The organism is Pontivivens insulae (genome assembly GCF_900302495.1).
GTDB lineage: Bacteria > Pseudomonadota > Alphaproteobacteria > Rhodobacterales > Rhodobacteraceae > Pontivivens > Pontivivens insulae.
In genome coordinates this window covers 135,566-156,133 of the sequence record NZ_OMKW01000001.1, presented here as the reverse complement: position 1 = coordinate 156,133, position 20,568 = coordinate 135,566, and the positions used below count along the sequence as shown (strand labels likewise).

The window sequence follows — 20,568 nt, the reverse complement described above, 5'->3', positions numbered from 1 at the left end:
CGCACTATGTCCTATGTGAGAGTGAAGGTGAATGCACCCTGACGAAAGGTTGGCAAAATGAACGCGCAGACGACGGTCGAAGCGGGTGAGATTGAAAAGTTCCAGGCCATGGCTGAGGAATGGTGGGACGAGAATGGCAAATTTAAACCCCTGCACATGCTCAATCCCACGCGGCTTGAATATATCACGCAGCAGATCGCGGCGGAGTTCGGGCGAGACTTGACAGCGGAAAGGCCATTTGAGGGCTTACGCCTGCTCGATATTGGCTGTGGCGGTGGCTTGCTGAGCGAACCGATGGCGCGGCTCGGCGCCGATGTTGTCGGTGCGGACGCGGCCGAGCGGAACATTCCTGTGGCGCGGGTCCATGCGGAGCAGTCCGGCCTTCAAATCGACTATCGCCACACAACCGCAGAGGCCCTGGCCGAAGCCGGAGAGCAGTTTGACGTCGTGCTGAACATGGAGGTTGTTGAGCATGTCGCTGATCCTGCGCTCTACCTGCGGGCTTGTCAGGAATTGCTGAAGCCCGGAGGGTTGATGATTTGCTCAACCCTCAATCGAAATCCAAAGAGCTTCCTCTTTGCGATCATCGGGGCGGAATACGTGATGCGTTGGCTGCCGAAGGGGACGCACGAGCATTCCAAGTTCATCACGCCGGACGAGTTGTTCGCGCTGATCGAAGGGGCTGGTCTGAACCCGGTCGATCGAACAGGCTTTACCTTCAACTTCGCGAAATGGGACTGGTCGCTGAGCGATCGTGACCTTTCCGTCAACTATGTGACGTCAAGCATCAAGCCCCGATGATCAGCGCAGGATCGGCGGCTTTTCCGGGTCTGAGCCGGGGGCCGCTACCTCGCGCACCTCGCGCCTGGGCTGTGGCAGGTCAAAGCCCAGCCCATGTTGCGCGATCCGTGCCATGATCGGAGCATCCCCAGCAAAGAACGCAATGTCGAGCGTCGCGGCGTCGAGGCCGGATAGGTTCAACGCTTCATTTATTGCCTGTGTGATTGCGGCTTCAGCACCGGACACGACATCGGTCACGGCCAACAGGGTGCCATTCGTGCCGTCACGGTAGCGTGTTCCGACCAGCCAGACCTGCTGACCCATCCCTTCCAGAGTGGGCAGTTTCGCAGATAGTGCGGCAACCAGCGGCTCGGGCAGGACGGGGCGCCGCACCTCCCGTATAGAGCTTTCGCGAATCTCGGCGGCTTTGTTGCCAAGGGAGGCTGCCCAGCTGACGGCATCTGCCGGCAGGATCGTCTCAGAGGCATGCCCGCCGAGATTGAGGGCAATGGCAAGAGACTGCCCTTCCAACATGCCGATGAGCTTGCGACCTGAAAGAACAGCGACCTCCGCCGCGTTCCCCATGAATGCGGCGAGGCGGTGGTCGCGGTCAAAGGCGAGGATCATCGCGCCGTCTGACGTCTCAAGAACAAGAGGTTTGATTGATGTGCCATCGGATTCTTCTTCCAGCACGATATGCAATTCGCTTTCGAGCAGCCGGTCATAGAAGGCTGGGCGCTGGGCCTCATCCGCTTCTGCCGCAAGGTGTGCGCTGTCGAGTGGGGTCGTCTCTTCTGTCATGTGCCGCTCATTGTCATTCCAGACGACCGAGAGCAAGTGCGACTGCTGTGCGAAGGCGCGGCAGAACGTCCTGTTCAAACCACGGATTCCGCTTGAGCCAGGCGGTGTTGCGCCAGCTAGGATGTGGCAGAGCAAACGTGCCCTCAGGATGATTGCGCCAATCGGCGACAATTTGGGTAACGGGGGCCTTCGTGTCCAAGTGCCATTTGATGGCGTAGCCACCGACCAAAATCTTCAGCTTGATCTGCGGCATGGCTTCGTTCGCGGATTTGGCCCATGTGTGGGCGCAAATGGGCGGAGGGGGCAAATCGGACCCCGCCGCATTGTATCCCGGAAAGCAGAACGCCATCGGCTGAATGGCAAAGAGGTTCCGATCATAGAAAGCGGCCCTATCCACGCCCAGCCAATCGCGCAGCCGATCTCCGGAAGGGTCGTCGAAGGGGATGCCGGATGCGTGGACGCGCGCACCGGGTGCCTGGCCGGAAATCAGAATGGGGGCCGTGTCTGACAGCCAGACCACGGGTCGGGGGGTATGGGTCGTGTGCGTTGCCGCGAAACGATCTGCGCAGATGCGGCACCCTTCGATCTGCTCGATCAGCGCTTTCAATTTAAGACCTCCGACACTCGGGCCCTCAAGGCCGGTATCGTTTCAGCCTCAAACCACGGATTGCGCTTGAGCCACGCACTGTTTCGCCAACTTGGGTGAGGGAGCGGGAAAAGGGTAGGGGCGTATGTCTGCCAGTCTCGGACAATTGTTGTCATCGGGTCCGAGCGCCCGAGAATATGGGATTGAGCCATAGCGCCGATAACGAGTGTCAAAAGGACGCCAGATAGTTCCTCTAAAACCTTGCCATGCCAGATTTCGTGACACCGCCGGGGTGGGCGCAGGTCGCCACCATTGGCGTCATTTCCGGGGAAGCAAAATCCCATTGGTGCGATGCTCAAGGTCCCGGGCGCGAAGAACCGGTCGGCCCTCAATCCCATCCAATCCCTCAGCCGTACACCGCTTGGGTCGTCGAACGGTATGCCAGAGCGGTGCGCACGTGCACCAGGAGCCTGACTGATGATCAGGATCGGGGCAGAGGCGCAAAGCCGGACAATGGGGCGTGGTGTGAAGCCAAACTCCCCTGCGCATCGGCGGCATTGCGACAGCTCGTGTGCAATCGGTGGCGCGTTTGCCGCGGATTTGGGCAGGTTCGGGATCAAGTTGTCACACATAGGCTTGATATAGCGCTCTTTCGCACTAGCGCACCGGTCGGAAGAATTGCGGAATGCCAATCTGCTTGTTAGACGGTGTTAACGCGCGGGGATACCGAAGGGGACTGGGAATGTATCGTGTTTGGAACATATTGAGCGAGTATTCTCTGCTCCTGATCATCGGTGCGCTCACCGCGCTGGTCTGGGCGAATGTGGATTTCTCCAGCTATCATCATTTCGTCGAATATGTGATCTGGGATCATGCTCCGATCGGTCACTATCACGATGGTCACCGCACACTGACGTTCCACTACCTCGTAAATGACGTGCTTATGGCGCTGTTCTTTGCCATTGCGGGTAAGGAAGTCTGGGAAGCAATCGCACTCAAAGACGGTTCCCTGCGAGGCAAGAAGGCGATGACCCCGCTGATTGCTACCTCTGGCGGCATGCTGGGTCCAATCGCCGTGTATCTGGGCCTCGCGTTCATCCTCGGCAAAGACACCTATGACGCCGTGGCGAACGGTTGGGCTATCCCGACTGCTACGGATATCGCGTTTTCATATCTGATCGGACGCCTGATCTTTGGTGCAGGCCACCCAGCTGTTGGTTTTTTGCTGCTGCTTGCGATTGCTGACGATGCAATCGGCCTGATCATTCTCGCGATTTTCTACCCCACTGGCGAACTGGCACCAATCTGGCTGCTGCTCAGCTTTGGTGCAGCACTCGGCGTCTTCGTGCTCTTCAACTGGCTGCCGCGCCGTCTTGATCGGGGCAAGCAGGACCGCCCGAACTCCACTGCTGTGCGCAAGGCGCTGGGCGGCCTGCCTTACATTATTGCGGGTTGTCTGAGCTGGTACGGATTCATGCGCGCGGGCGTTCATCCTGCGCTGGGCCTGCTGCCCATCGTACCGACGATCCCCCATGCAGACCGCGCGTTCGGCATTTTTGCAGAGGCCGAAAAGCACTTGCACGATCTGCTGAACACTATGGAGCATGCGATCAAAGGCCCTGTTGAAGTCGTACTGCTGCTCTTCGGTCTGGCCAACGCGGGCGTGGTTCTCGGCTCGGTTGGTGATGCGACCTGGCTTGTGCTCGCAGGTCTGTTGATCGGCAAGCCGTTCGGTATCCTGCTTATGGGGGTTATTGCGGCGAAGGGACTGCGGCTTGGGCTGCCAGATGGCATGAAGACATCCGACCTGTTCGTGTTGGGATGTGTGGCGGCCATCGGCTTCACCGTGTCGCTCTTCATCGCAACTGTTGCCTTCCCGGCTGGTAGTGCCGCGGAACAACTCGTCCAGGACGCAGCTAAGCTTGGCGCCTTGCTGAGTTTTGCAGCGGCGATCATGGCCTTCGTCTCGGCCAAGATATTCCGTACCGAGAAGATGGAATGATAGAGGCTTAACCTTAGGTTCAGACCTGCAGATGCAGGTCTGAACCAGAGGCGGAGGGCGTCCATGATCGAGTTCAAGAACGTCAGTAAATCCTATTGGACGGGCACCCGGCGCAAGGTCATCCTGGACAATGCGACCTTTCGGATTGAACTCGGGCAATCACTGGGCATCCTCGCGCCGAACGGTACGGGTAAGACCACGCTGATCTCGATGATGGCTGGCATCCTGAAGCCGGATGAGGGAGAGATCATCCGGCACAGCCGTATTTCCTTCCCAATGGGTTTCATGGGTGTAGTGAACGCCGCGCTGTCAGGGGCAGAGAATGCCCGTTTCGCAGGCCACTTCTACGGCGTCGATCCTGACTATGTCGAAGCCTTCTGCCGCTGGATGTGCGATCTTGAGGAGTATTTCGATCAGCCGGTTAATACGTATTCCTCCGGTATGGCCGGGCGATTGTCGCTCTCCCTCCTTCTAAGTCTCGATTTCGATATTTACTTGGTCGACGAAGGCATGCCCACGATGGCGGACGCGGATTTCGTTCGAAAAGCCGGTGAGGTGTTTCGTGAGCGGCTCGAACATGCAACGTTGGTGATTGTGTCGCACCAGCCAAAGACGCTTGAGGCGTTTGCACAGCGGGCCGCAATCCTGCGATATGGCAGATTGCATTTCTTCGATACGCTCGATGAAGCGAAGGTACATTATGACTACGCCCGAAGATGAGGCAAAATCTGGTCCGGGGCCTGCTCCGGTCGTTGATGAGAAAGAAGCACAGCGTGCTGCGCGCCGTGCCCGTCGTCGTGCGCGTCGCCTTATGCAAGAAGCAGAAACGTGGGAGGAGCATTCCGCGACGAATGGCGCCGTGCCGCCACCGGACGAGATCAAGCCGGGCAAGCGCCGTCAGGACGTCATGAATGTCATCGCCGCGCGCGTGAAGCGAGAGAAACGCGCAGAAGAGGCCGTTGACGGCGCATCGGCTGAGACGCCGCCCCCCCAGACTGAAGCTGCGCCCGAAGCAACAATCGAAGAACCACGGCAGGAAATCCGCAGTGGTGAAAGCCTTCCGGCAACCACACCGATTGCCGGCGGCGCTGTTGCAAAGGTCGGGGATGATCAACCGCCTCCACCGCCGGGCGGAAGTATCTTCGACACGCGTGAGGAAGAAATCGCGGCCATCCAGCGGGAACTGGTGCAGCGCCGCCGCAGCCGCTTTCTGTTGCTGTGGCTACGGCTCGCGTTTTTCGTCGTGCTGCCGACATTTCTTGTGGGCAACTACTACTATAACCACGCGACTGATTTTTACTCGACAAAGTCAAACTTCAAGATTCAGGCCGCCGCGGCCTCAGCCGATCCGGCTGCGGCACAGGCGGCGAGTGTTGCCGCCTCTTCAGATGCGATCGCAATCCAGGATTTCCTGACCTCGCGCGAGGCGATGCGGATCATTGATAGTGAGTTTGATCTGATTGCTCACTATCAGGATGTCACGGTCGATCCGATCCAAAGATTGGACGCGGATGCCAGCGAGAATGACGCCTACGCACTCTACAAGGATCGGGTCCTCATTGGTTTCGACTTGGCGGAAGGTATCATTCGGATGGAGGTCATCGACTCAGACCCCGACATGGCTCTTGCCCTCAACAATCGAATGATTGAGCTGGCCGAAGGGCGTGTTGAGGAGATGTCTGATCGGACCGAGCAATCCACTGTCGCCAATGCTCAGAAGGTGCTCGAAGAAGCCGAGGCCGCGCTCGATGACGCCTATGAGGAGGTTCTGACGCTTCAGGAACAGCTCGGGATCTTTTCAACCGATATAGAAATTGAGCTGATTCAGGGGCAGATTGGCAGCCTTACGGCGCAGTTGCAGGAGCGTGAGCTTGCGCGGGTTGCGCTGCTTGAAAACCCAAGGCCGAACCAGACACAGTTGCGCACACTGGATGCAGAGATTGAGCGCCTGCGTGACGCCATTGCAGAGCAGCGCGGACTGATCGTGAATGCGCAGGAAGGCTCGGCCTCGCTTGCGCGCATCAGTGCTGAGGTCAGCCGTGCTGAGGCGGAGTTGGAAACGCGGCGGGCCCTCCAGCTCGCGGCGTTCGAGGGGGTCGATGCCGCACGGCGGGAGGCGGATCGCAGGTCCATTTTCCTCGCGCGTGCAGTGAACCCGGTCATGCCGGTCACGCCGAGCTATCCGAGGGCATTCGAGTACACCGTGCTGTCATTCATCATTTTCTTTGCGGCTTACCTCATCGTAAGTCTCACAATTTCGATCCTGCGGGAGCAGATGAGCTATGGGGAAGTCACCTCGTGAAAACCATCCAGATCGGTGACCTTCAGGTCGGCAACACGCAACCTCTCGTTTTTCTGGCTGGTCCCTGCCAGCTGGAGACCCGCGATCACGCCATGATGATTGCGGAGCGCATGGCAGCAATCTGTGCGACCCACGGTGCTGGCTATGTGTTCAAGGCATCCTATGACAAGGCAAACCGCACGTCTCTGAACGGCACGCGCGGCCTGGGCATTGAAGAGGGATTGCGCATTCTCGAAGATGTGCGGCGTGAGATTGGCTGCCCGGTCGTCACGGATGTCCATACTGAGCAGCAGTGCCGCGTTGCAGGAGAGGTTGCTGACATTCTTCAGATCCCGGCTTTTCTGTCCCGCCAGACCGACATTCTGCTGGCAGCAGGTCAGACCGGTCGCGCGATCAACATCAAGAAAGGTCAGTTTCTTGCACCCTGGGATATGGAGCGGGTCGCGGAAAAGGTCGCGAGCACAGGCAATGACAAGATCATGCTCTGCGAGCGCGGCACCAGCTTTGGCTACAACACGTTGGTTGCGGACATGCGCGGTTTGCCTACCATGGCGCGCACGGGCTATCCGGTTGTGATGGACGCCACCCATTCCGTGCAACAGCCCGGCGGACAAGGCGGGTCTTCAGGCGGACAGCGAGAATTTGCTCCGGTCATGGCGCGCGCCGCGGTCAGCCTTGGCATTGCATCAGTCTTTATCGAGACGCACGAAGCGCCAGACACCGCACCGTCGGATGGGCCCAACATGATTCCGTTGGATCAGATGGATGGGCTTGTCGGGTCGCTGATGCAGTTTGACAGGCTTGCCAAAGAGAACCCGTTGCACGTCTAGAGCTGTGGGTCAGAGCGCTTGCGCAGCGGCCCAGCCGGATGACCATGCCCATTGGAAGTTGTAGCCGCCCAACCATCCGGTGACGTCTACAACCTCACCTATGAAATGCAGGCCGGGTTGATTGCGAACCTCCATCGTGCGGCTGTCCAGTGCTTCGGTGGACACTCCGCCCAATGTCACCTCCGCGGTCCGGTATCCTTCGGTTCCGGCCGGTTTGAGTGACCAATTGTGCAGGGCGGCTGAAAGGCGGTCTATCTCACTGTCCTTCAGGTCGGCCAGATTGCGGGTCTCGGCGCCGACGAGCGCTGTCGCAAGCTTTTTGGGCAAGTGCTCTGCCAATGCGGTCGCGACACCAACCCGCCCGTGTGCCCGCTTACGCGTTTTCAGATCCTTAGCCAGATCCGTTTGGGGAAGGAGGTCCACGCAGATGGCTTCGCCCTCCGCCCAATAGGAGGAGATCTGTAAAATCGATGGGCCGCTCAACCCCCGATGTGTGAAGAGCAATCCCTCCCGAAACGATGTTTCTCCGCCGCTCACGCGCGCATCAACCGACAGTCCTGCCATCTGCCGGAACATGTCGAGATCTTGATCAGTGAATGTCAGCGGGACCAGCCCCGCCCGAACTTGCGTGACAGGAACGTCAAATTGCTCTGCAATTTGATAGCCAAAGCCCGTCGCCCCCATTTTCGGGATCGATTTCCCCCCAGTCGCGATGACCAGCTTTTCGCAGGCGATCTGGCCATTTTGTGTGGTCACCTGAAACCGCTGGTCCTTCCGTTCAACCCGTTCGATGGTCTCGCTAAGCCTCAGCTGTCCCCCGGCCTCTGCCAGCCCATTGACCAGCATGTCGACAATCTCTCGTGCTGACCCATCGCAAAAGAGTTGGCCTAGTGTCTTTTCGTGCCAGGCGATACCGGCAGCATCGACCATTTCGATGAAATCGAACTGCGTGTAGCGCTTGAGCGCTGAGACGGCGAAGCGCTTGTTTGCGCTAAGGAAATTTTCGGGTGCGGTGTGTAGGTTGGTGAAGTTGCAGCGTCCACCACCAGAGATACGGATCTTTTCGCCTGGCTTCTTTGCGTGATCCAAAACGACGACCGAACGCCCGCGCCGGGCAGTGTGCAGCCCGCAAAACAGCCCGGCAGCGCCTGCACCTATGATGACAACGTCAGCTTCTTCTGTCACAGCGCTCGCCCCTCAGACACGGCTTACCCGCCACCTGCCTATTTCAGATTGAAGGGCTTCTCCACCTTTGGCGAAATTGAAATTAACCAATCTTGCCGCATTTGGTTCCAAATCCGAGATTTCTCGGAACCATCTCGTGCGATGGCCCGTTGACCGTGCAGAAGCGCACGGGCGTCGTGCGCATTTTTTGTGCTGGCCCGGGCTGAATTTGCAATGTCGTTTTGGAGAGGGAAATCGTTTTTGCAGCTGCCGCTCGCGCGGCAGATCGTCCTGCTCCTTCTGATCGCCCTCCTTCCAATCCTTCTCTATGGTGTTCTTGCGTCCGTCAAAACGATTGAACGGACGGAGCGATTGGCGTCATCCCAACTTCTTACCTTGGCGGAACGCGCGGCGACGTTTGAGCGCCTTGTCATTGCCGAGGGTTTCGGGCTCGCGGGTGGTTTGGCAAGTGATCCTGCGGTTCACTCTGGAACACCGCAGGCGTGCTCAGATGTCCTTTCGCGGTTTGTCGGGATGTCCAACACGTTCATATTTGCAAGCTTCGTTGGCACAGACGGCATGATGCGCTGCTCTTCCGAGGGCGTCCTCAACACAGACCTGAGCGAGACACCTGATTTCCAGCGGCAGTTGGAGGAACCTTCACGCTTGGTCTCGGCGGTTGTCGAAGGTCGCGTGACAGGTCGTGCGGTGGTTGTTCTAGGCTACCCTGTCTATGTTGATGGTGATTGGAAAGGTGTTCTTTCCCTCTCGCTCCCAAGGGATGCGATCAGCGTTCTTGTCCCCGAAGATGGTTCCGACGGGCTGCAGGCCGCCCTCGTTGATGGGGAGGGACGAGTTTTGCGCGGTGCAAATGACTCTGCCGCCGATCCGACCGGAGATTGGCTACCTGCAACTGAAGAGCTGGCAATCAGTGAAGGGTTGTCCTCGCATGTGTTCCGCGCTGAAGACCGCACTGGATTCGAGAGAATTTATGCATATGTCCCGATCGAACCGGGAGAACTATCGGGTGTCTTCTCTGTTGAGGATCCAGCGGCGTTGGTTCCGTTCTGGCGATCTGTTCTGCAGCAGATTGCGCTGCCGCTGCTGATCTGGGTTCTGTGCCTCGCACTCGCCTATGCAACGATGAGGCACCTCGTGGTGTTGCCCATCCGCATGATCAACCGCCGTATGTCCGACTTTCGCATTGGCAACCGCACCTCCGCGTTGAAGCCAATCGGCTATGCCCCCGGTGAGTTCTCGGCCCTCAGCGATACATTTCGCACGATGGGGTCGGAGATGGATAAGAGCGAGAGGGAACTATCCGGTCTGCTCGACGAGAAGACGGTCCTCCTGCTCGAAGTCTATCACCGGGTTAAGAATAATCTTCAGCTGATCATTTCGATCATGAACATCCAGCTGCGTTCGGCCAGTTCAGACGCGGAGCGCGCGACGATTATTCGATTGCGGGAACGGATCATGGGGCTCGCTCTCGTTCATCAGCGCCTCTATGAGACGCCGGATGTTTCGGCTGTGCCAGCCCATGGTGTGCTGTCGGAGATCATCGTCAATCTGTCTGAAAATGCTGAGATGGGCGGTCGTGGACGCTCTGTCGTGCGCAGTGAGCTCGACGATATTGTGCTTCACCCGGATCAGGCCGTTCCCTTGTCCCTGCTGGTCACGGAAGCATTGCTCAACGCGCTCCGCAGCGCCGATCTTGCAAATGAGGATCACTGCATCGACGTGTCGCTGAAAGCTAACGACGATAACATCGTGTCTTTCGATGTCAGTTTCGTTGCTGATCCGGCTGCGCTCGATTTGGTCGGACAGACGGGCATGACGAAGCGGCTGATTGATGCGTTTGTCATGCAGTTGGGCGGCAAGATTACGATGAACGTGGACGATGCGACAAAGCGCGCCGAGATGCATGTGGAATTCGAGCGTCTGTTGCCGGAAACCATGGCCGGCATGATGGGCGCGCCGGGTGAGCGCGGGCTGCGTCGCGTCAGCTGATAAAGCCGGTCCACCGCGCCAGCATCAGACCACCCACAGCCGAAACACCGGTCAGCACGGCTCCCCAGCTTGTATCCACGGCGACCATCGTCCAGTCCCAACCGCGCAGTGTTGCCATGTTCGTCGATTCATACGTTCCGTAAGCGAGCAATCCCAAGAATGCGCCGTTAAAGAACGCAACCCAGGGCGATCCGCTTTCGATGCCTGGGATTACGGCGAAGTAGACGATGCCGATGACGTAGAACAGGTAGAAGACCGCCGCGACGCCGAACTGGGTGTTTTCCCGCATCAGGTCACCGATGCGGGCGTGGAACAGGTCATACATGACATATTTCAGCCAAACCGCGTCGATGCCCAGAAAGACGATCAGTGTCAGCACATAGAGCGCGACGTAGTTCCCTAAGGTCAGTTCCATTCGTTCGCTCCCGCAAAACCCGTTCGGCCTGACCGGGCGCGGTGCTTAGCGCCCCTCAGACGAAGCCTATACGTTCAACAAACCAGAACAGACCTATCGAACCGACAATCAGGGATCCGGGAACCACGATCACACTGCGATACCAGCTTTTTGTGCCAAACCAGATGCCGACGAGCATCATGCAGATCGCGATGACAAGCAGTTGTCCGATCTCCACCCCGATGTTGAATGCAATCAGAGAGGTCAGCAGGAACTCACCGCTTAGCCCGACCTCCCCCAGCACACCCGCAAATCCGAGCCCGTGCAGCAGCCCGAACGCAAAGACAATGGCGGGCCGCCAAGGCGTCATCTGTCGCACGGCGATGTTTTCAACGCAGACATAGACAATTGAGAGGGCGATCAAAGGCTCGACGATTGATGCTGGTATGCTCACCAGCCCCAGCGTTCCCAGTGCCAGCGTCACCGTATGCGCAAGGGTGAAGGCTGTGACTTGCCATAGCAGCGGACCCACCCGCGTCGAGAGAAGGAACAGACCCACAACAAAGAGAATATGGTCCAGACCCTTTGGAATAATATGCTCGAAGCCTACGACCAGATAATTGGCGAATACGGACCACAGACCCTGCGGCGCACCGGTTTGGACAGGGAACGCCGCAGTCGTTCCACCGGACTGAAGGAACTCCGAATGCAGCTGTTCGCCGGCAGCGCCGTCCACTCTCACAATTGCCGCACTACTCGCCCCATTCCACATCATCCGAGCGGTTTCGCCGCTCAATCCGCTGACATCAAAGGTCAGGATGCTGTGGCGGGGCAGGGCGATATCGCCCACCGCGGGCACGTCGAGGTCCCGTAAGGTCAGTGTTGCGTCGTCGAGTGTGACGAGCGACGGCGCATCAAATGTATCGGACCTGATCTGCGCGATCAGGTCTTCTGGATCTTGCGCGCGCAAGCGATCGTAAAGCGCGGCTTCCGGCGCGTCGGTCGTATCGGAATGTTCGGCGCCAATTCCGGCGAGCGCTGCCTCTACATTCATATCGATGGCAAGGGTGGCGCCGCCAGTATCGCTGTAGACTAGTGAGAGGATGGCCGGTCGGAGTTCATGCGCATGGCCTGCATGCGCCAGACTGAGCATCAGACAAAAAAGAATGAAGCATGCGCGTCGGAACATATCGGGATCCATCAATAGAAAGTCGTGCGTCGGTAACCGGACGGTAACGTCTGCTCCTCAAAGTGCAACGGCACCTTGGAGGCTCGGATGCCTGATATTGAGAGCGACTACATTTTGCCACGCAAGGCCGGCTTGACGGAGGCGACAGCCCTCCGCGATCAGGCCCGGCAGTCCGATCTGAAATCAGGTTTCATCGTTGATGCCTCGCAGGTTGAGGTGCTGCGCGCACCTGTCGTGGTGGTCCTAATCGCAATTGATGATGCCTTGCGTGACAGCGGGGCGAAGCTTGCCGTGCGCGATCCCGCGGGGCCGTTCATCTCCGCCTTCTCAAATCTCGGCCTCTATGCACGGTTAATGTCGATGGACTTCGTGTCATGAAACGAGTCCTTGCGATTGACGACACCCACTACATGCTCGCGATGTTGAGCGAGTGCTTGCAGGAGGCCGGGCACTCCGTCGTGACTGCTCAAGACGGGGTGGAGGGGCTGGCCCAGTTGCGGGAGCATCGGCCGGATATGGTGATCACGGACCTGAACATGCCGAATATGGACGGGTTGCAATTCGTGCGCGCGGCGCGGCGGGACCCCGCGGGAATTGATCTGCCAATCCTACTCTTGACCACCGAAACAGCGCAAAACCTGCGCGACGAGGCGGCCCGTGCGCATGCAACGGGGTGGCTGTGTAAGCCGTTCGAGCCGGATCAGATCCTCCGCTTGGTGGAGCAGTTGGCATGATGGACGAGACGGACTTCCGAAAGGTCTTCCTGACCGAGTGTGATGAGTTGATGGGCCAGCTGCGCGACAGTTTGGCCACTTTGGGCGACGATGATCTGGAGCAATTGAACACCGCTTTTCGCGCCGTCCATTCGGTGAAAGGCGGGGCCGCGGCCTTCGGGATGGAGGAGCTGGTCCGCTTTGCCCATATCTTCGAAGATCGCCTCGCCGGGCTGCGCGATCAGGGTAAATGCCCCGTGGGGGCAGAGCGCGATCTTCTGATCCGTGGCGGCGATGTGTTGGAGCTGCTGATAGAGCGCGTTCAGGATGAGGTGCAGACCCCCCTGCCTGATTGGGCGGCGGCAACGGTCGCGCAATTCGACGGTGAAGCTGCACCGATTTCAGAGCTTTCGAACGCTTCGCCCCCTCAGCAGGGGGAGGTGCCGGATGCCGAAAGCGAAACCCTTACGCTCACCTTGCGGCCGCGACCGAATTTTTTCCTATCAGGCCATGAACCTGGAAAGCTGATTTCGGCGGCACAAGCGCTTGGCCTTACTGATTTCTCCATCGCCGGCGACGTCGCTAAGCTGGTCGATCTGGACCCCTCCAAATGCCCGTTCGAGTGGACGCTTACTTTTGACGATCCGGATGTGGAGGCACTGCGTGATTTCTTCTCCGTCTATGATCTGAGCCTCGACATTGAAGGACTGCCTGGCCCAACGCTGCATCAGCCGCCGTCCAGTGACCGCCATCCCCCTGTCGGTGGCAGTGACCACATCGCGCGGAGCAACCGCACCTTGCGGGTGGAGCTGAGCCGGATCGACAGGATCGTAAACCTCGTGGGCGAGATTGTGATCGCACAGGCGGCTCTCAGCCAAAACAGCACGCTAACCCTCGCGGATGAGGCGACCTCCACCGTCGATGAACTGAGCAGACTGATCCGTGAAATGCAGGACAGCGTGATGTCGATCCGCGCCCAGCCCATCAAAACGGTGTTCAGCCGCATGCCCCGTGTCGTTCGCGATCTGTCGGAGACATTGCAGCGCGAGGTCCGGCTTGAGGTTGAGGGCGAACAAACCGAAGTTGACACCACCGTGATTGAGGAACTGGTCGAACCGCTGACCCACGCCCTACGCAATGCGATGGATCACGGGATCGAGCCACCAGAGGAGCGTGTCGCGAAGGGAAAACCTCGCCAGGGCACGATCACGTTGTCAGCCAAGCATCGGGGGGAGCAAGTCGTCATAACGGTTCGCGACGATGGCCGGGGCATCCCGCGTGACAAGGTGCTCAACAGCGCCATTGATCGCGGGCTGATTGCTTCGGCAGAGGGGCTTTCACCAGAGGCGATCGACAACCTCGTCTTCCTGCCAGGGTTCTCGACCTCGTCGGAAGTGTCAGAGATTTCGGGCCGTGGCGTTGGCATGGACGTGGTGAAGCGGAAGATAACGGGCCTTGGTGGGCGCTGCCGAATTGAGTCAGAACCTGGCGAAGGTCTCGCGATCATTCTGACACTCCCCCTGACACTTGCCGTGCTCGATGGAATGGTCGTGCGCATCTGTGGTGAGCGTTTTGTCATTCCACTCACCGGCGTGGTCGAGGCGGTCCGCATCAGGCCGTCCGATGTTGAGACGATGCCTGATGGAAGCTGGATCCTTGCGCGTCGCGGCCAACATCTCCCGCTATTCGATCTGGGTACGTTGCTGGGACTGGGGCCCAGCAGCGGTGGTCTTGGCTTGATCGTCGATACTGAGTCGCATGGGCCGGTGGTCGTGCTGGTCGATCTTCTGCTCGGCCAGCGACAGGTGGTCCTCAAAAGTGTCGAGACGAATTATCAACACGTCCGGGGGGTCAGCGGCGCAACCATCCTGGGTGACGGGCTGGTCGCACTCATCCTCGACGTCACCGCCCTGATTTTTGAGCGGGTGGAGCCCGGTGCGTCACATGGTCTTGAGGAGGTTGCATGATGCTCACCACGCAAATGATCGACGCCTCGTTAGAGGATGAGACTACGCCGCAGGCGGACCCAGAGACGGTACAGCTCGTCTCTTTCATGGTTGGTGGGCGGGTCTACGCGGTTGATATCCTCACCGTCCGTGAAATCCGGCAACCCAGCTATCTGACGCGCTTGCCCAATCAGCCCGATCACGTGCGTGGCGTGTTGAACCTGCGCGGCGCAATCGTGCCGGTGCACGATCTCGGTCTGATGTTTGGTGGGCAAGAAGTCGTGGTCGCTGATCTCACCGTGATTGTGATCGTGCAGGTGGACGACCGTGTGCTTGGAATGCTGGTCGATTCGGTGCTCGACATTCTTACGTTGGCTGGATCCGACATCCGTTTGATGCCCAGCGGTACGGATGTTCCCGTTGTCGCGGGTTTGTATGAAGGGGCGGACGGCACGATCACTATCCTCGAATTGCCAGCGGTCTTTCCCGGTCCGCACGAACAGAATCGTGAGGCTGGGTAATTCCTCCGAATGCGAACCGCACTCATAGTTGACGATAGCCGGTTTTTTCGGGCGCTGATCGCCGACATACTCGGCCAATGCAAAGGACTTGTGGTGATCGGCGCGGTCGCAACAGCACAGGATGCTGTCCAATTTTGCGACCGTCACACACCAGACCTGATTACAATGGATGTCGAGCTGCCAGGTGCCAATGGGTTTCACGCTCTGCGGGCCATACTCGGTCGCTACGATCCACGGATTGTCATGGTGTCCGCATTCACCGGACGCGGCACCAGGCGAGCGATTGAGGCACTCGCCCTGGGTGCGGCCGAAGTTGTTGAAAAGCCGGGCAAGAGCTGTGGCCTGAATGGGTTTGCAAGACGGTTGGGCGCAGTGGCTCAGGCACTATCAGTCGTGGACACGGGGCGGCCAGAAGCAGGCGGCACCGTGCCAAGTGTTGCAATGAAGCGCGATCAGGTCGTCGCGATTGCCGGCTCAACCGGGGCAATCGACCCACTCACGCGCATCCTCAGCGCCCTACCAAACATTTTCCCCCCGATTGTGGTCATTCAACACCTGCCACCTGGGTTTTCGGTCAGACTTGCGGAACATCTTGCTGACATTACGGCTAAGGATGTCACGCTTGCCGGGGATGAGACTCGATTGCGCGGGAACCGCATCCACCTGCTGCCGTCCGAGCGGATCGCCCACATAGCCGGTGGTCGGATAAAGCTTGGCCCGCAGGCCACCAATGCCGCGCCACGGGCGGCAGATGCGGTTTTCGCCTCGCTGCCCGGCGCAGACACAGCTGTCGTTCTGAGCGGCATGGGCCGGGACGGTGCCAATGGCCTTGCGGGGAAGGGCGACGTGCGCGTCCTGATCCAGTGCCCCACGTCCTGTGCAGTCGACGCCATGCCGCGCGCCACGCAAATCGCCCGCCCCGATGCGATTTCTCAGACGGTAACGCAAATAGGCGATGCTCTGTCAGGACTTTCTAAACCTTTGCCGATCTAGATGTGAGTAACGAAGTGGAGATGCGTAATGCCTGTGGCCAAAAGTCTTAAGGTGCTTGTGGTTGATGATCAGCAGACCATGCGGGGTCTCGCACGCCAATGTCTCGGTCGGCTGGGCATCACCGCTGTGGGCCTCGCCGCAACGGGCAGTGCCGCCTGGGAACAGCTAGAGGCGAAACCGTTCGACCTCGTGATCTCCGATCTCAATATGCCAGGGATGAGTGGGATCGACCTTGCTGAACGGATCAAGGCGCATCCGGTGCTTCGTAGCCTGCCGGTCTTTCTCGCAACATCGGATGCTTACCGCGAACAGGCCAGTACCGCGCAGGTGGATCACTTCGTGGCAAAACCTTTTTCCGTGGCCGACATGCGCGCCGCGATCGAGGAGCATTTCGGACAGCTCAGTTAAAAATAAATTTTACCATTTGATAAAAATATTATCCTGTGAGACGCTTCCCTGACGAAACTGTATTTCAGGGAGAGCGAAATATGGCCGACGGGGCTCCACAATCGGGAATTTCAGCAAATCGCCTTGAGGCTGAAGATTACCACGCAAATTTCGCGGATCTGTACCCGCCACTTGATCGGCACGAGGCGCACGTCGCCTCGGATCGTTGCTACTTCTGCTATGATGCGCCCTGTGTCACAGCCTGCCCGACCGCCATCGATATTCCGCTCTTCATCCGCCAGATCGCGACGGACACGCCCGAAGCTGCGGCAAGGACGATCTTCAGCCAGAACATCCTGGGCGGCATGTGCGCCCGCGTTTGCCCGACGGAGCAACTCTGCGAGGAGGCCTGCGTGCGCGAAGCGGCAGAAGGAAAGCCGGTGCAGATCGGTCGTCTTCAACGTTACGCAACCGACACATTGATGGCGGCTGACGTCCATCCGTTTACGAGGGCGGCTGCAACTGGGAAACGTGTAGCCGTGGTCGGTGCCGGGCCCGCTGGTCTGTCGGCTGCTCATCGTCTTGCCCTCCATGGCCACGATGTCACCATTCTCGACGCAAAACCCAAGGCAGGCGGTCTGAATGAATACGGGATCGCCGCCTATAAGACACCCGATAATTTTGCGCAGCGAGAGGTGGACTGGCTGCTCCAGATCGGTGGGATTTCGGTTGAGCATGAGCGCGCGCTGGGCCGCGATACAACTCTGGAACAGCTTCGCAACGATTTTGACGCGGTTTTCCTGGGAATCGGGTTGAGCGGTACAAATGCGCTCGGCATTCCGGGCGACGATCTGGAAAATGTGCAGGATGCCGTCGATTTCATTGATCAGTTGCGACAGGCCAATGCCAAGGCCGATATTCCGATCGGGCGCGACGTTGTCGTGATCGGTGGCGGGATGACTGCCGTGGATGCGGCGGTTCAGTCCCGGCTGCTCGGCGCAGAAACGGTCACGATTGTCTATCGGCGCGGTCAAGATGGGATGAGCGCCAGCGGCAAAGAACAGGATCACGCAACCCATGAAGGTGTGCATCTGAAGTGCAATGCGCAACCGGTCGCGCTGCATGGTGACGGCGCGGTCCGCGAAGTCGAGTTCGAATATACAACACAATCTGGCGGCCAGCTGGTCGGGACAGGTGAGCGGTTCCGTCTACCTGCCGATCAGGTCTTCGTCGCCATCGGCCAGACGCTCGGTGAAACGGGCCTTGAACTGGACGGCCGAAAGATCGCTGTTGGTGCCGGTGGCCGCACGACGCTGGACGGGGTCTGGGCCGGGGGCGATTGTGCCTCAGGCGGCGATGATCTGACGGTCACCGCAGTCGCGGAGGGGCGGGACGCCGCCGAAGATATTCACGCAATGCTGTCCGGGGGAGAGTGAGCAATGGCTGATCTGAGCATTAACTTCGCAGGCATCAAGTCGCCCAATCCGTTCTGGCTCGCCTCGGCCCCACCAACGGACAAGGAATATAACGTCCGCCGCGCCTTCGACGCCGGATGGGGTGGTGTCGTGTGGAAAACGCTCGGCCTTGATCCCCACGTGGTCAACGTGAACGGGCCACGCTATGGCGCGATCTATGGAGCTGACCGGCGGCTCCTGGGCCTCAACAACATCGAGCTGATCACGGATCGCCCGCTCCAGACCAATCTGGATGAGATAAAGGCCGTTAAACGCGACTACCCTGACCGTGCCATGGTTGTCAGCCTGATGGTGCCCTGCGACGAGAAAAGCTGGAAGACCATCCTGCCGATGGTGGAAGAGACCGGGGCCGATGGAGTCGAGCTGAACTTTGGCTGCCCTCACGGTATGTCAGAGCGCGGCATGGGCTCCGCCGTCGGTCAGGTCCCCGAATATATCGAGATGGTGACCCGCTGGGTGAAGCAGAACACGCGCATGCCCTGCATCGTGAAACTGACGCCAAACATCACGGATATCCGCAAACCGGCAGAGGCGGCGCATCGCGGCGGGGCAGATGCGGTCAGCCTGATCAACACCATCAATTCCATCACAAGCGTCAATCTCGACCTCTTCGCGCCAGAGCCGACGATTGACGGAAAAGGCGCACATGGCGGCTATTGCGGCCCGGCGGTGAAGCCCATCGCCTTGAACATGGTCGCTGAAATCGCGCGAAACCCTGTTACGGCGGATCTTCCGATCTCGGGCATTGGCGGCATCACGACGTGGCGCGACGCGGCGGAGTTCATCGCGCTCGGTGCCGGGTCCGTACAGGTGTGCACCGCCGCCATGACCTATGGTTTCAAAATTGTGGAGGAGATGATCTCAGGCCTCGGTCAGTGGATGGATGAGAAAGGCCATACCAATATCGACGCCATCACCGGGCGGGCCGTGCCCAACTGTTCGGATTGGCAGAATCTCAACCTGAACTACGTGACCAAGGCACGGATTGATCAGGATCTCTGCATTTCGTGCGGGCGGTGCTTCGCCGCTTGTGAGGACACCTCGCACCAGGCCATCAGCATGAGCGCGGACCGCACGTTCGAGGTGATTGACGAAGAGTGCGTGGCCTGCAATCTCTGCGTGAACGTTTGCCCGGTCGAGGGCTGCATCACGATGGAAGAGATGAAGCCAGGTGAAGTTGATCCGCGAACGGGCCGCACGGTCGAGGCTGAGCCAGCCGACTGGACCACGCATCCGAACAACCCGGCCAGTGTCGCAGCGGAGTGAGGCTCTGCGCGGCCATGCCGCGATGCTTCTCTTCTCTATCCTCGTCGCAGGGTCGTTTAGTTTGGGGGCACGGATCGCCAATATGGTCGATCCCGTTGCTCTCACAGCGGTTCGCTTTGCCATCGCCGGCGTGCTGATCGGCGCGCTGGCCTTTGCCACGGGGGGCATTCCGCGCACAGCGCTGCGCGCGCCATGGCGCTATGCGGTGCTCGGCGGCGTCTTCGCCATCTATTTCGTGCTGATGTTCGAAGGTTTGAAAACCGCTGATCCCGTCGATGCCGCAGCGGTGTTCACCCTGACACCTGTGTTGACGGCCGTGATTGCGTGGCTCCTATTGCGTCAGATCACCACGGCCGGTGTGGCGTTGGGGCTTGCGCTGGGCGCCGCCGGTGCGCTCTGGGTCATCTTCGATGCCGATATCGCCCGCTTGCTTTCTCTCGATCTGGGGCGGGGAGAGGCGATCTATTTCGTCGGCTGCGTTGCACATGCTGTCTATACGCCCATGGTGCGAAAGCTGAACCAGGGGGAAAGGCCGGTTGTGTTCACGTTCGGCATGTTGATCGCTGGCGCGGCTCTGCTCTTTGCAATCAGCGGCGGACAGATTGCACGCACCGAGTGGTTGGCCTTGCCACCTCTCTTCTGGTTCACACTCGCCTATCTTGCTGTTTTCGCCAGTGCTGTGACCTTCCTTCTGCTGCAATACGCAACCCTGCGGCTGCCCAGCGCGAAGGTCATGGCCTACACCTATCTTACGCCGAGCGTTGTCATCCTATGGGAAGTGTCGAGCGGTGCGAGCTGGCCCGCGTCCGTCGTGGCGATCGGTATCGCGATGACGATTGCGGCCCTTCTCATTCTGGTAAGGCCCGACCCGCGCGGGGCCTAGTCTTCCTGCGCGAGGGCAGAAATCAGCGCCTCTGGCGCAGCACGGGGCACCTGCAACTCCGGCAGGATCTTTGCACCTTCGCTTGTCTGGCCAACCTGCTGAACGGCCTCCACGGTTTGGGTGGATGTGCCACCGCCAGATGGGCTGCCGGGCATTTGGCCTGCCGACGCGGGCGCGACGACCGGATCAGCGCTGCCGGACCGGGTCGCGTTGGCGGCCACAGGCTGGGGATATAGGGGAGCAATCATATCAAACCTCCGAATACTGAAAAATTCGGGCGTTCTGCCGCTGCTTCCTCATTTTTGCCAGCGAATCTGAAAAAAGCC

At 59.2% G+C, this 20,568-nt stretch carries 22 protein-coding genes; 15 read left to right on the top strand and 7 right to left on the bottom strand.

Going from position 1 to position 20,568, the window contains the following annotated elements; translation table 11 throughout:
- Nucleotides 1–57 precede the first annotated feature (57 nt).
- Entirely contained in the window at nucleotides 58–801 is a 744-nt protein-coding gene (gene ubiG / locus POI8812_RS00840) for a bifunctional 2-polyprenyl-6-hydroxyphenol methylase/3-demethylubiquinol 3-O-methyltransferase UbiG (protein ID WP_108780645.1), read from the top strand.
- On the opposite strand, the gene POI8812_RS00835 is transcribed toward ubiG, so the two are convergent.
- Genes POI8812_RS00835 through POI8812_RS00825 form a run of 3 tightly spaced genes read right to left on the bottom strand, consistent with a single transcriptional unit; the run spans nucleotide 802 to nucleotide 2,799 of the window.
- Nucleotides 802–1,581, bottom strand: coding sequence for an SseB family protein (locus POI8812_RS00835; protein ID WP_108780644.1), 780 nt, complete (start codon nucleotides 1,579–1,581; stop codon nucleotides 802–804).
- Nucleotides 1,582–1,594: 13 nt separating this feature from the next.
- The gene (locus POI8812_RS00830) at nucleotides 1,595–2,188 is read right to left on the bottom strand and encodes a uracil-DNA glycosylase family protein (protein WP_108780643.1); all 594 of its coding nucleotides are present in this window, start codon (nucleotides 2,186–2,188) and stop codon (nucleotides 1,595–1,597) included.
- Nucleotides 2,185–2,799 (bottom strand): uracil-DNA glycosylase family protein, encoded by a 615-nt coding sequence (locus POI8812_RS00825; protein WP_108780642.1) that lies wholly within the window; start codon nucleotides 2,797–2,799, stop codon nucleotides 2,185–2,187. The genes POI8812_RS00830 and POI8812_RS00825 overlap by 4 nt, the downstream gene beginning before the upstream one ends.
- A 110-nt stretch (nucleotides 2,800–2,909) precedes the next feature.
- Between POI8812_RS00825 and POI8812_RS00820 the strand changes: the two genes are divergently transcribed.
- From POI8812_RS00820 to kdsA, 4 genes are all read left to right on the top strand, one after another.
- A complete protein-coding gene (locus POI8812_RS00820; RefSeq protein WP_108780641.1) occupies nucleotides 2,910–4,169 on the top strand; it encodes a Na+/H+ antiporter NhaA in 1,260 nt (419 codons plus the stop codon).
- Nucleotides 4,170–4,232: 63 nt separating this feature from the next.
- Entirely contained in the window at nucleotides 4,233–4,889 is a 657-nt protein-coding gene (locus POI8812_RS00815) for an ABC transporter ATP-binding protein (RefSeq protein WP_108780640.1), read from the top strand.
- Nucleotides 4,870–6,471: a KpsE/RkpR family capsule polysaccharide export protein gene (locus POI8812_RS00810; protein WP_108780639.1), complete on the top strand. Its 1,602-nt coding sequence runs from the start codon at nucleotides 4,870–4,872 to the stop codon at nucleotides 6,469–6,471. Before POI8812_RS00815 ends, POI8812_RS00810 begins: the two co-directional genes overlap by 20 nt.
- Nucleotides 6,468–7,301 carry a 3-deoxy-8-phosphooctulonate synthase gene (gene kdsA, locus POI8812_RS00805; protein ID WP_108780638.1) on the top strand — a complete coding sequence of 278 codons (834 nt, stop codon included), beginning with the start codon at nucleotides 6,468–6,470 and terminating at the stop codon, nucleotides 7,299–7,301. The genes POI8812_RS00810 and kdsA overlap by 4 nt, the downstream gene beginning before the upstream one ends.
- Before the next feature lie 9 nt (nucleotides 7,302–7,310).
- On the opposite strand, the gene POI8812_RS00800 is transcribed toward kdsA, so the two are convergent.
- Complete coding sequence (locus POI8812_RS00800; protein WP_108780637.1) at nucleotides 7,311–8,486, bottom strand: BaiN/RdsA family NAD(P)/FAD-dependent oxidoreductase; 1,176 nt, start codon at nucleotides 8,484–8,486, stop codon at nucleotides 7,311–7,313.
- Nucleotides 8,487–8,726: 240 nt separating this feature from the next.
- Between POI8812_RS00800 and POI8812_RS00795 the strand changes: the two genes are divergently transcribed.
- Complete coding sequence (locus POI8812_RS00795; protein ID WP_162844843.1) at nucleotides 8,727–10,475, top strand: sensor histidine kinase; 1,749 nt, start codon at nucleotides 8,727–8,729, stop codon at nucleotides 10,473–10,475.
- Here POI8812_RS00795 and POI8812_RS00790 read toward each other — a convergent pair.
- On the bottom strand, nucleotides 10,468–10,890 hold the full coding sequence (locus POI8812_RS00790; protein ID WP_108780635.1) for a DUF2177 family protein: 423 nt from the start codon (nucleotides 10,888–10,890) through the stop codon (nucleotides 10,468–10,470). The two genes, POI8812_RS00795 and POI8812_RS00790, sit on opposite strands and share 8 nt — an antisense overlap.
- Before the next feature lie 55 nt (nucleotides 10,891–10,945).
- A complete protein-coding gene (locus POI8812_RS00785; protein ID WP_162844842.1) occupies nucleotides 10,946–12,058 on the bottom strand; it encodes a HupE/UreJ family protein in 1,113 nt (370 codons plus the stop codon).
- Between the two features lie 87 nt (nucleotides 12,059–12,145).
- Here POI8812_RS00785 and POI8812_RS00780 point away from each other — a divergent pair, with 87 nt between their 5' ends.
- The 9 genes from POI8812_RS00780 (at nucleotide 12,146) to POI8812_RS00740 (ending at nucleotide 20,242) form a co-directional block, all read left to right on the top strand.
- Nucleotides 12,146–12,436, top strand: coding sequence for a hypothetical protein (locus POI8812_RS00780; RefSeq protein ID WP_108780633.1), 291 nt, complete (start codon nucleotides 12,146–12,148; stop codon nucleotides 12,434–12,436).
- The gene (locus POI8812_RS00775; RefSeq protein ID WP_108780632.1) at nucleotides 12,433–12,792 is read left to right on the top strand and encodes a response regulator; all 360 of its coding nucleotides are present in this window, start codon (nucleotides 12,433–12,435) and stop codon (nucleotides 12,790–12,792) included. Before POI8812_RS00780 ends, POI8812_RS00775 begins: the two co-directional genes overlap by 4 nt.
- Nucleotides 12,789–14,738, top strand: coding sequence for a chemotaxis protein CheA (locus POI8812_RS00770; RefSeq protein ID WP_108780631.1), 1,950 nt, complete (start codon nucleotides 12,789–12,791; stop codon nucleotides 14,736–14,738). Before POI8812_RS00775 ends, POI8812_RS00770 begins: the two co-directional genes overlap by 4 nt.
- Complete coding sequence (locus tag POI8812_RS00765) at nucleotides 14,735–15,238, top strand: chemotaxis protein CheW (protein ID WP_108780630.1); 504 nt, start codon at nucleotides 14,735–14,737, stop codon at nucleotides 15,236–15,238. The genes POI8812_RS00770 and POI8812_RS00765 overlap by 4 nt, the downstream gene beginning before the upstream one ends.
- Before the next feature lie 9 nt (nucleotides 15,239–15,247).
- Nucleotides 15,248–16,231: a chemotaxis protein CheB gene (locus POI8812_RS00760; RefSeq protein ID WP_108780629.1), complete on the top strand. Its 984-nt coding sequence runs from the start codon at nucleotides 15,248–15,250 to the stop codon at nucleotides 16,229–16,231.
- A gap of 27 nt (nucleotides 16,232–16,258) precedes the next feature.
- The gene (locus tag POI8812_RS00755) at nucleotides 16,259–16,639 is read left to right on the top strand and encodes a response regulator (protein ID WP_108780628.1); all 381 of its coding nucleotides are present in this window, start codon (nucleotides 16,259–16,261) and stop codon (nucleotides 16,637–16,639) included.
- 80 nt (nucleotides 16,640–16,719) lie between these two features.
- Nucleotides 16,720–18,054, top strand: coding sequence for an NAD(P)-dependent oxidoreductase (locus POI8812_RS00750; protein WP_108780627.1), 1,335 nt, complete (start codon nucleotides 16,720–16,722; stop codon nucleotides 18,052–18,054).
- A gap of 3 nt (nucleotides 18,055–18,057) precedes the next feature.
- Complete coding sequence (gene preA, locus POI8812_RS00745; RefSeq protein ID WP_108780626.1) at nucleotides 18,058–19,359, top strand: NAD-dependent dihydropyrimidine dehydrogenase subunit PreA; 1,302 nt, start codon at nucleotides 18,058–18,060, stop codon at nucleotides 19,357–19,359.
- Nucleotides 19,343–20,242, top strand: a complete 900-nt coding sequence (locus POI8812_RS00740) for a DMT family transporter (RefSeq protein ID WP_281258528.1) — start codon at nucleotides 19,343–19,345, stop codon at nucleotides 20,240–20,242. Before preA ends, POI8812_RS00740 begins: the two co-directional genes overlap by 17 nt.
- Here the strand turns inward: POI8812_RS00740 and POI8812_RS00735 are convergent.
- On the bottom strand, nucleotides 20,239–20,490 hold the full coding sequence (locus POI8812_RS00735) for a hypothetical protein (protein WP_108780624.1): 252 nt from the start codon (nucleotides 20,488–20,490) through the stop codon (nucleotides 20,239–20,241). The genes POI8812_RS00740 and POI8812_RS00735 overlap by 4 nt on opposite strands.
- Nucleotides 20,491–20,568 lie beyond the last annotated feature (78 nt).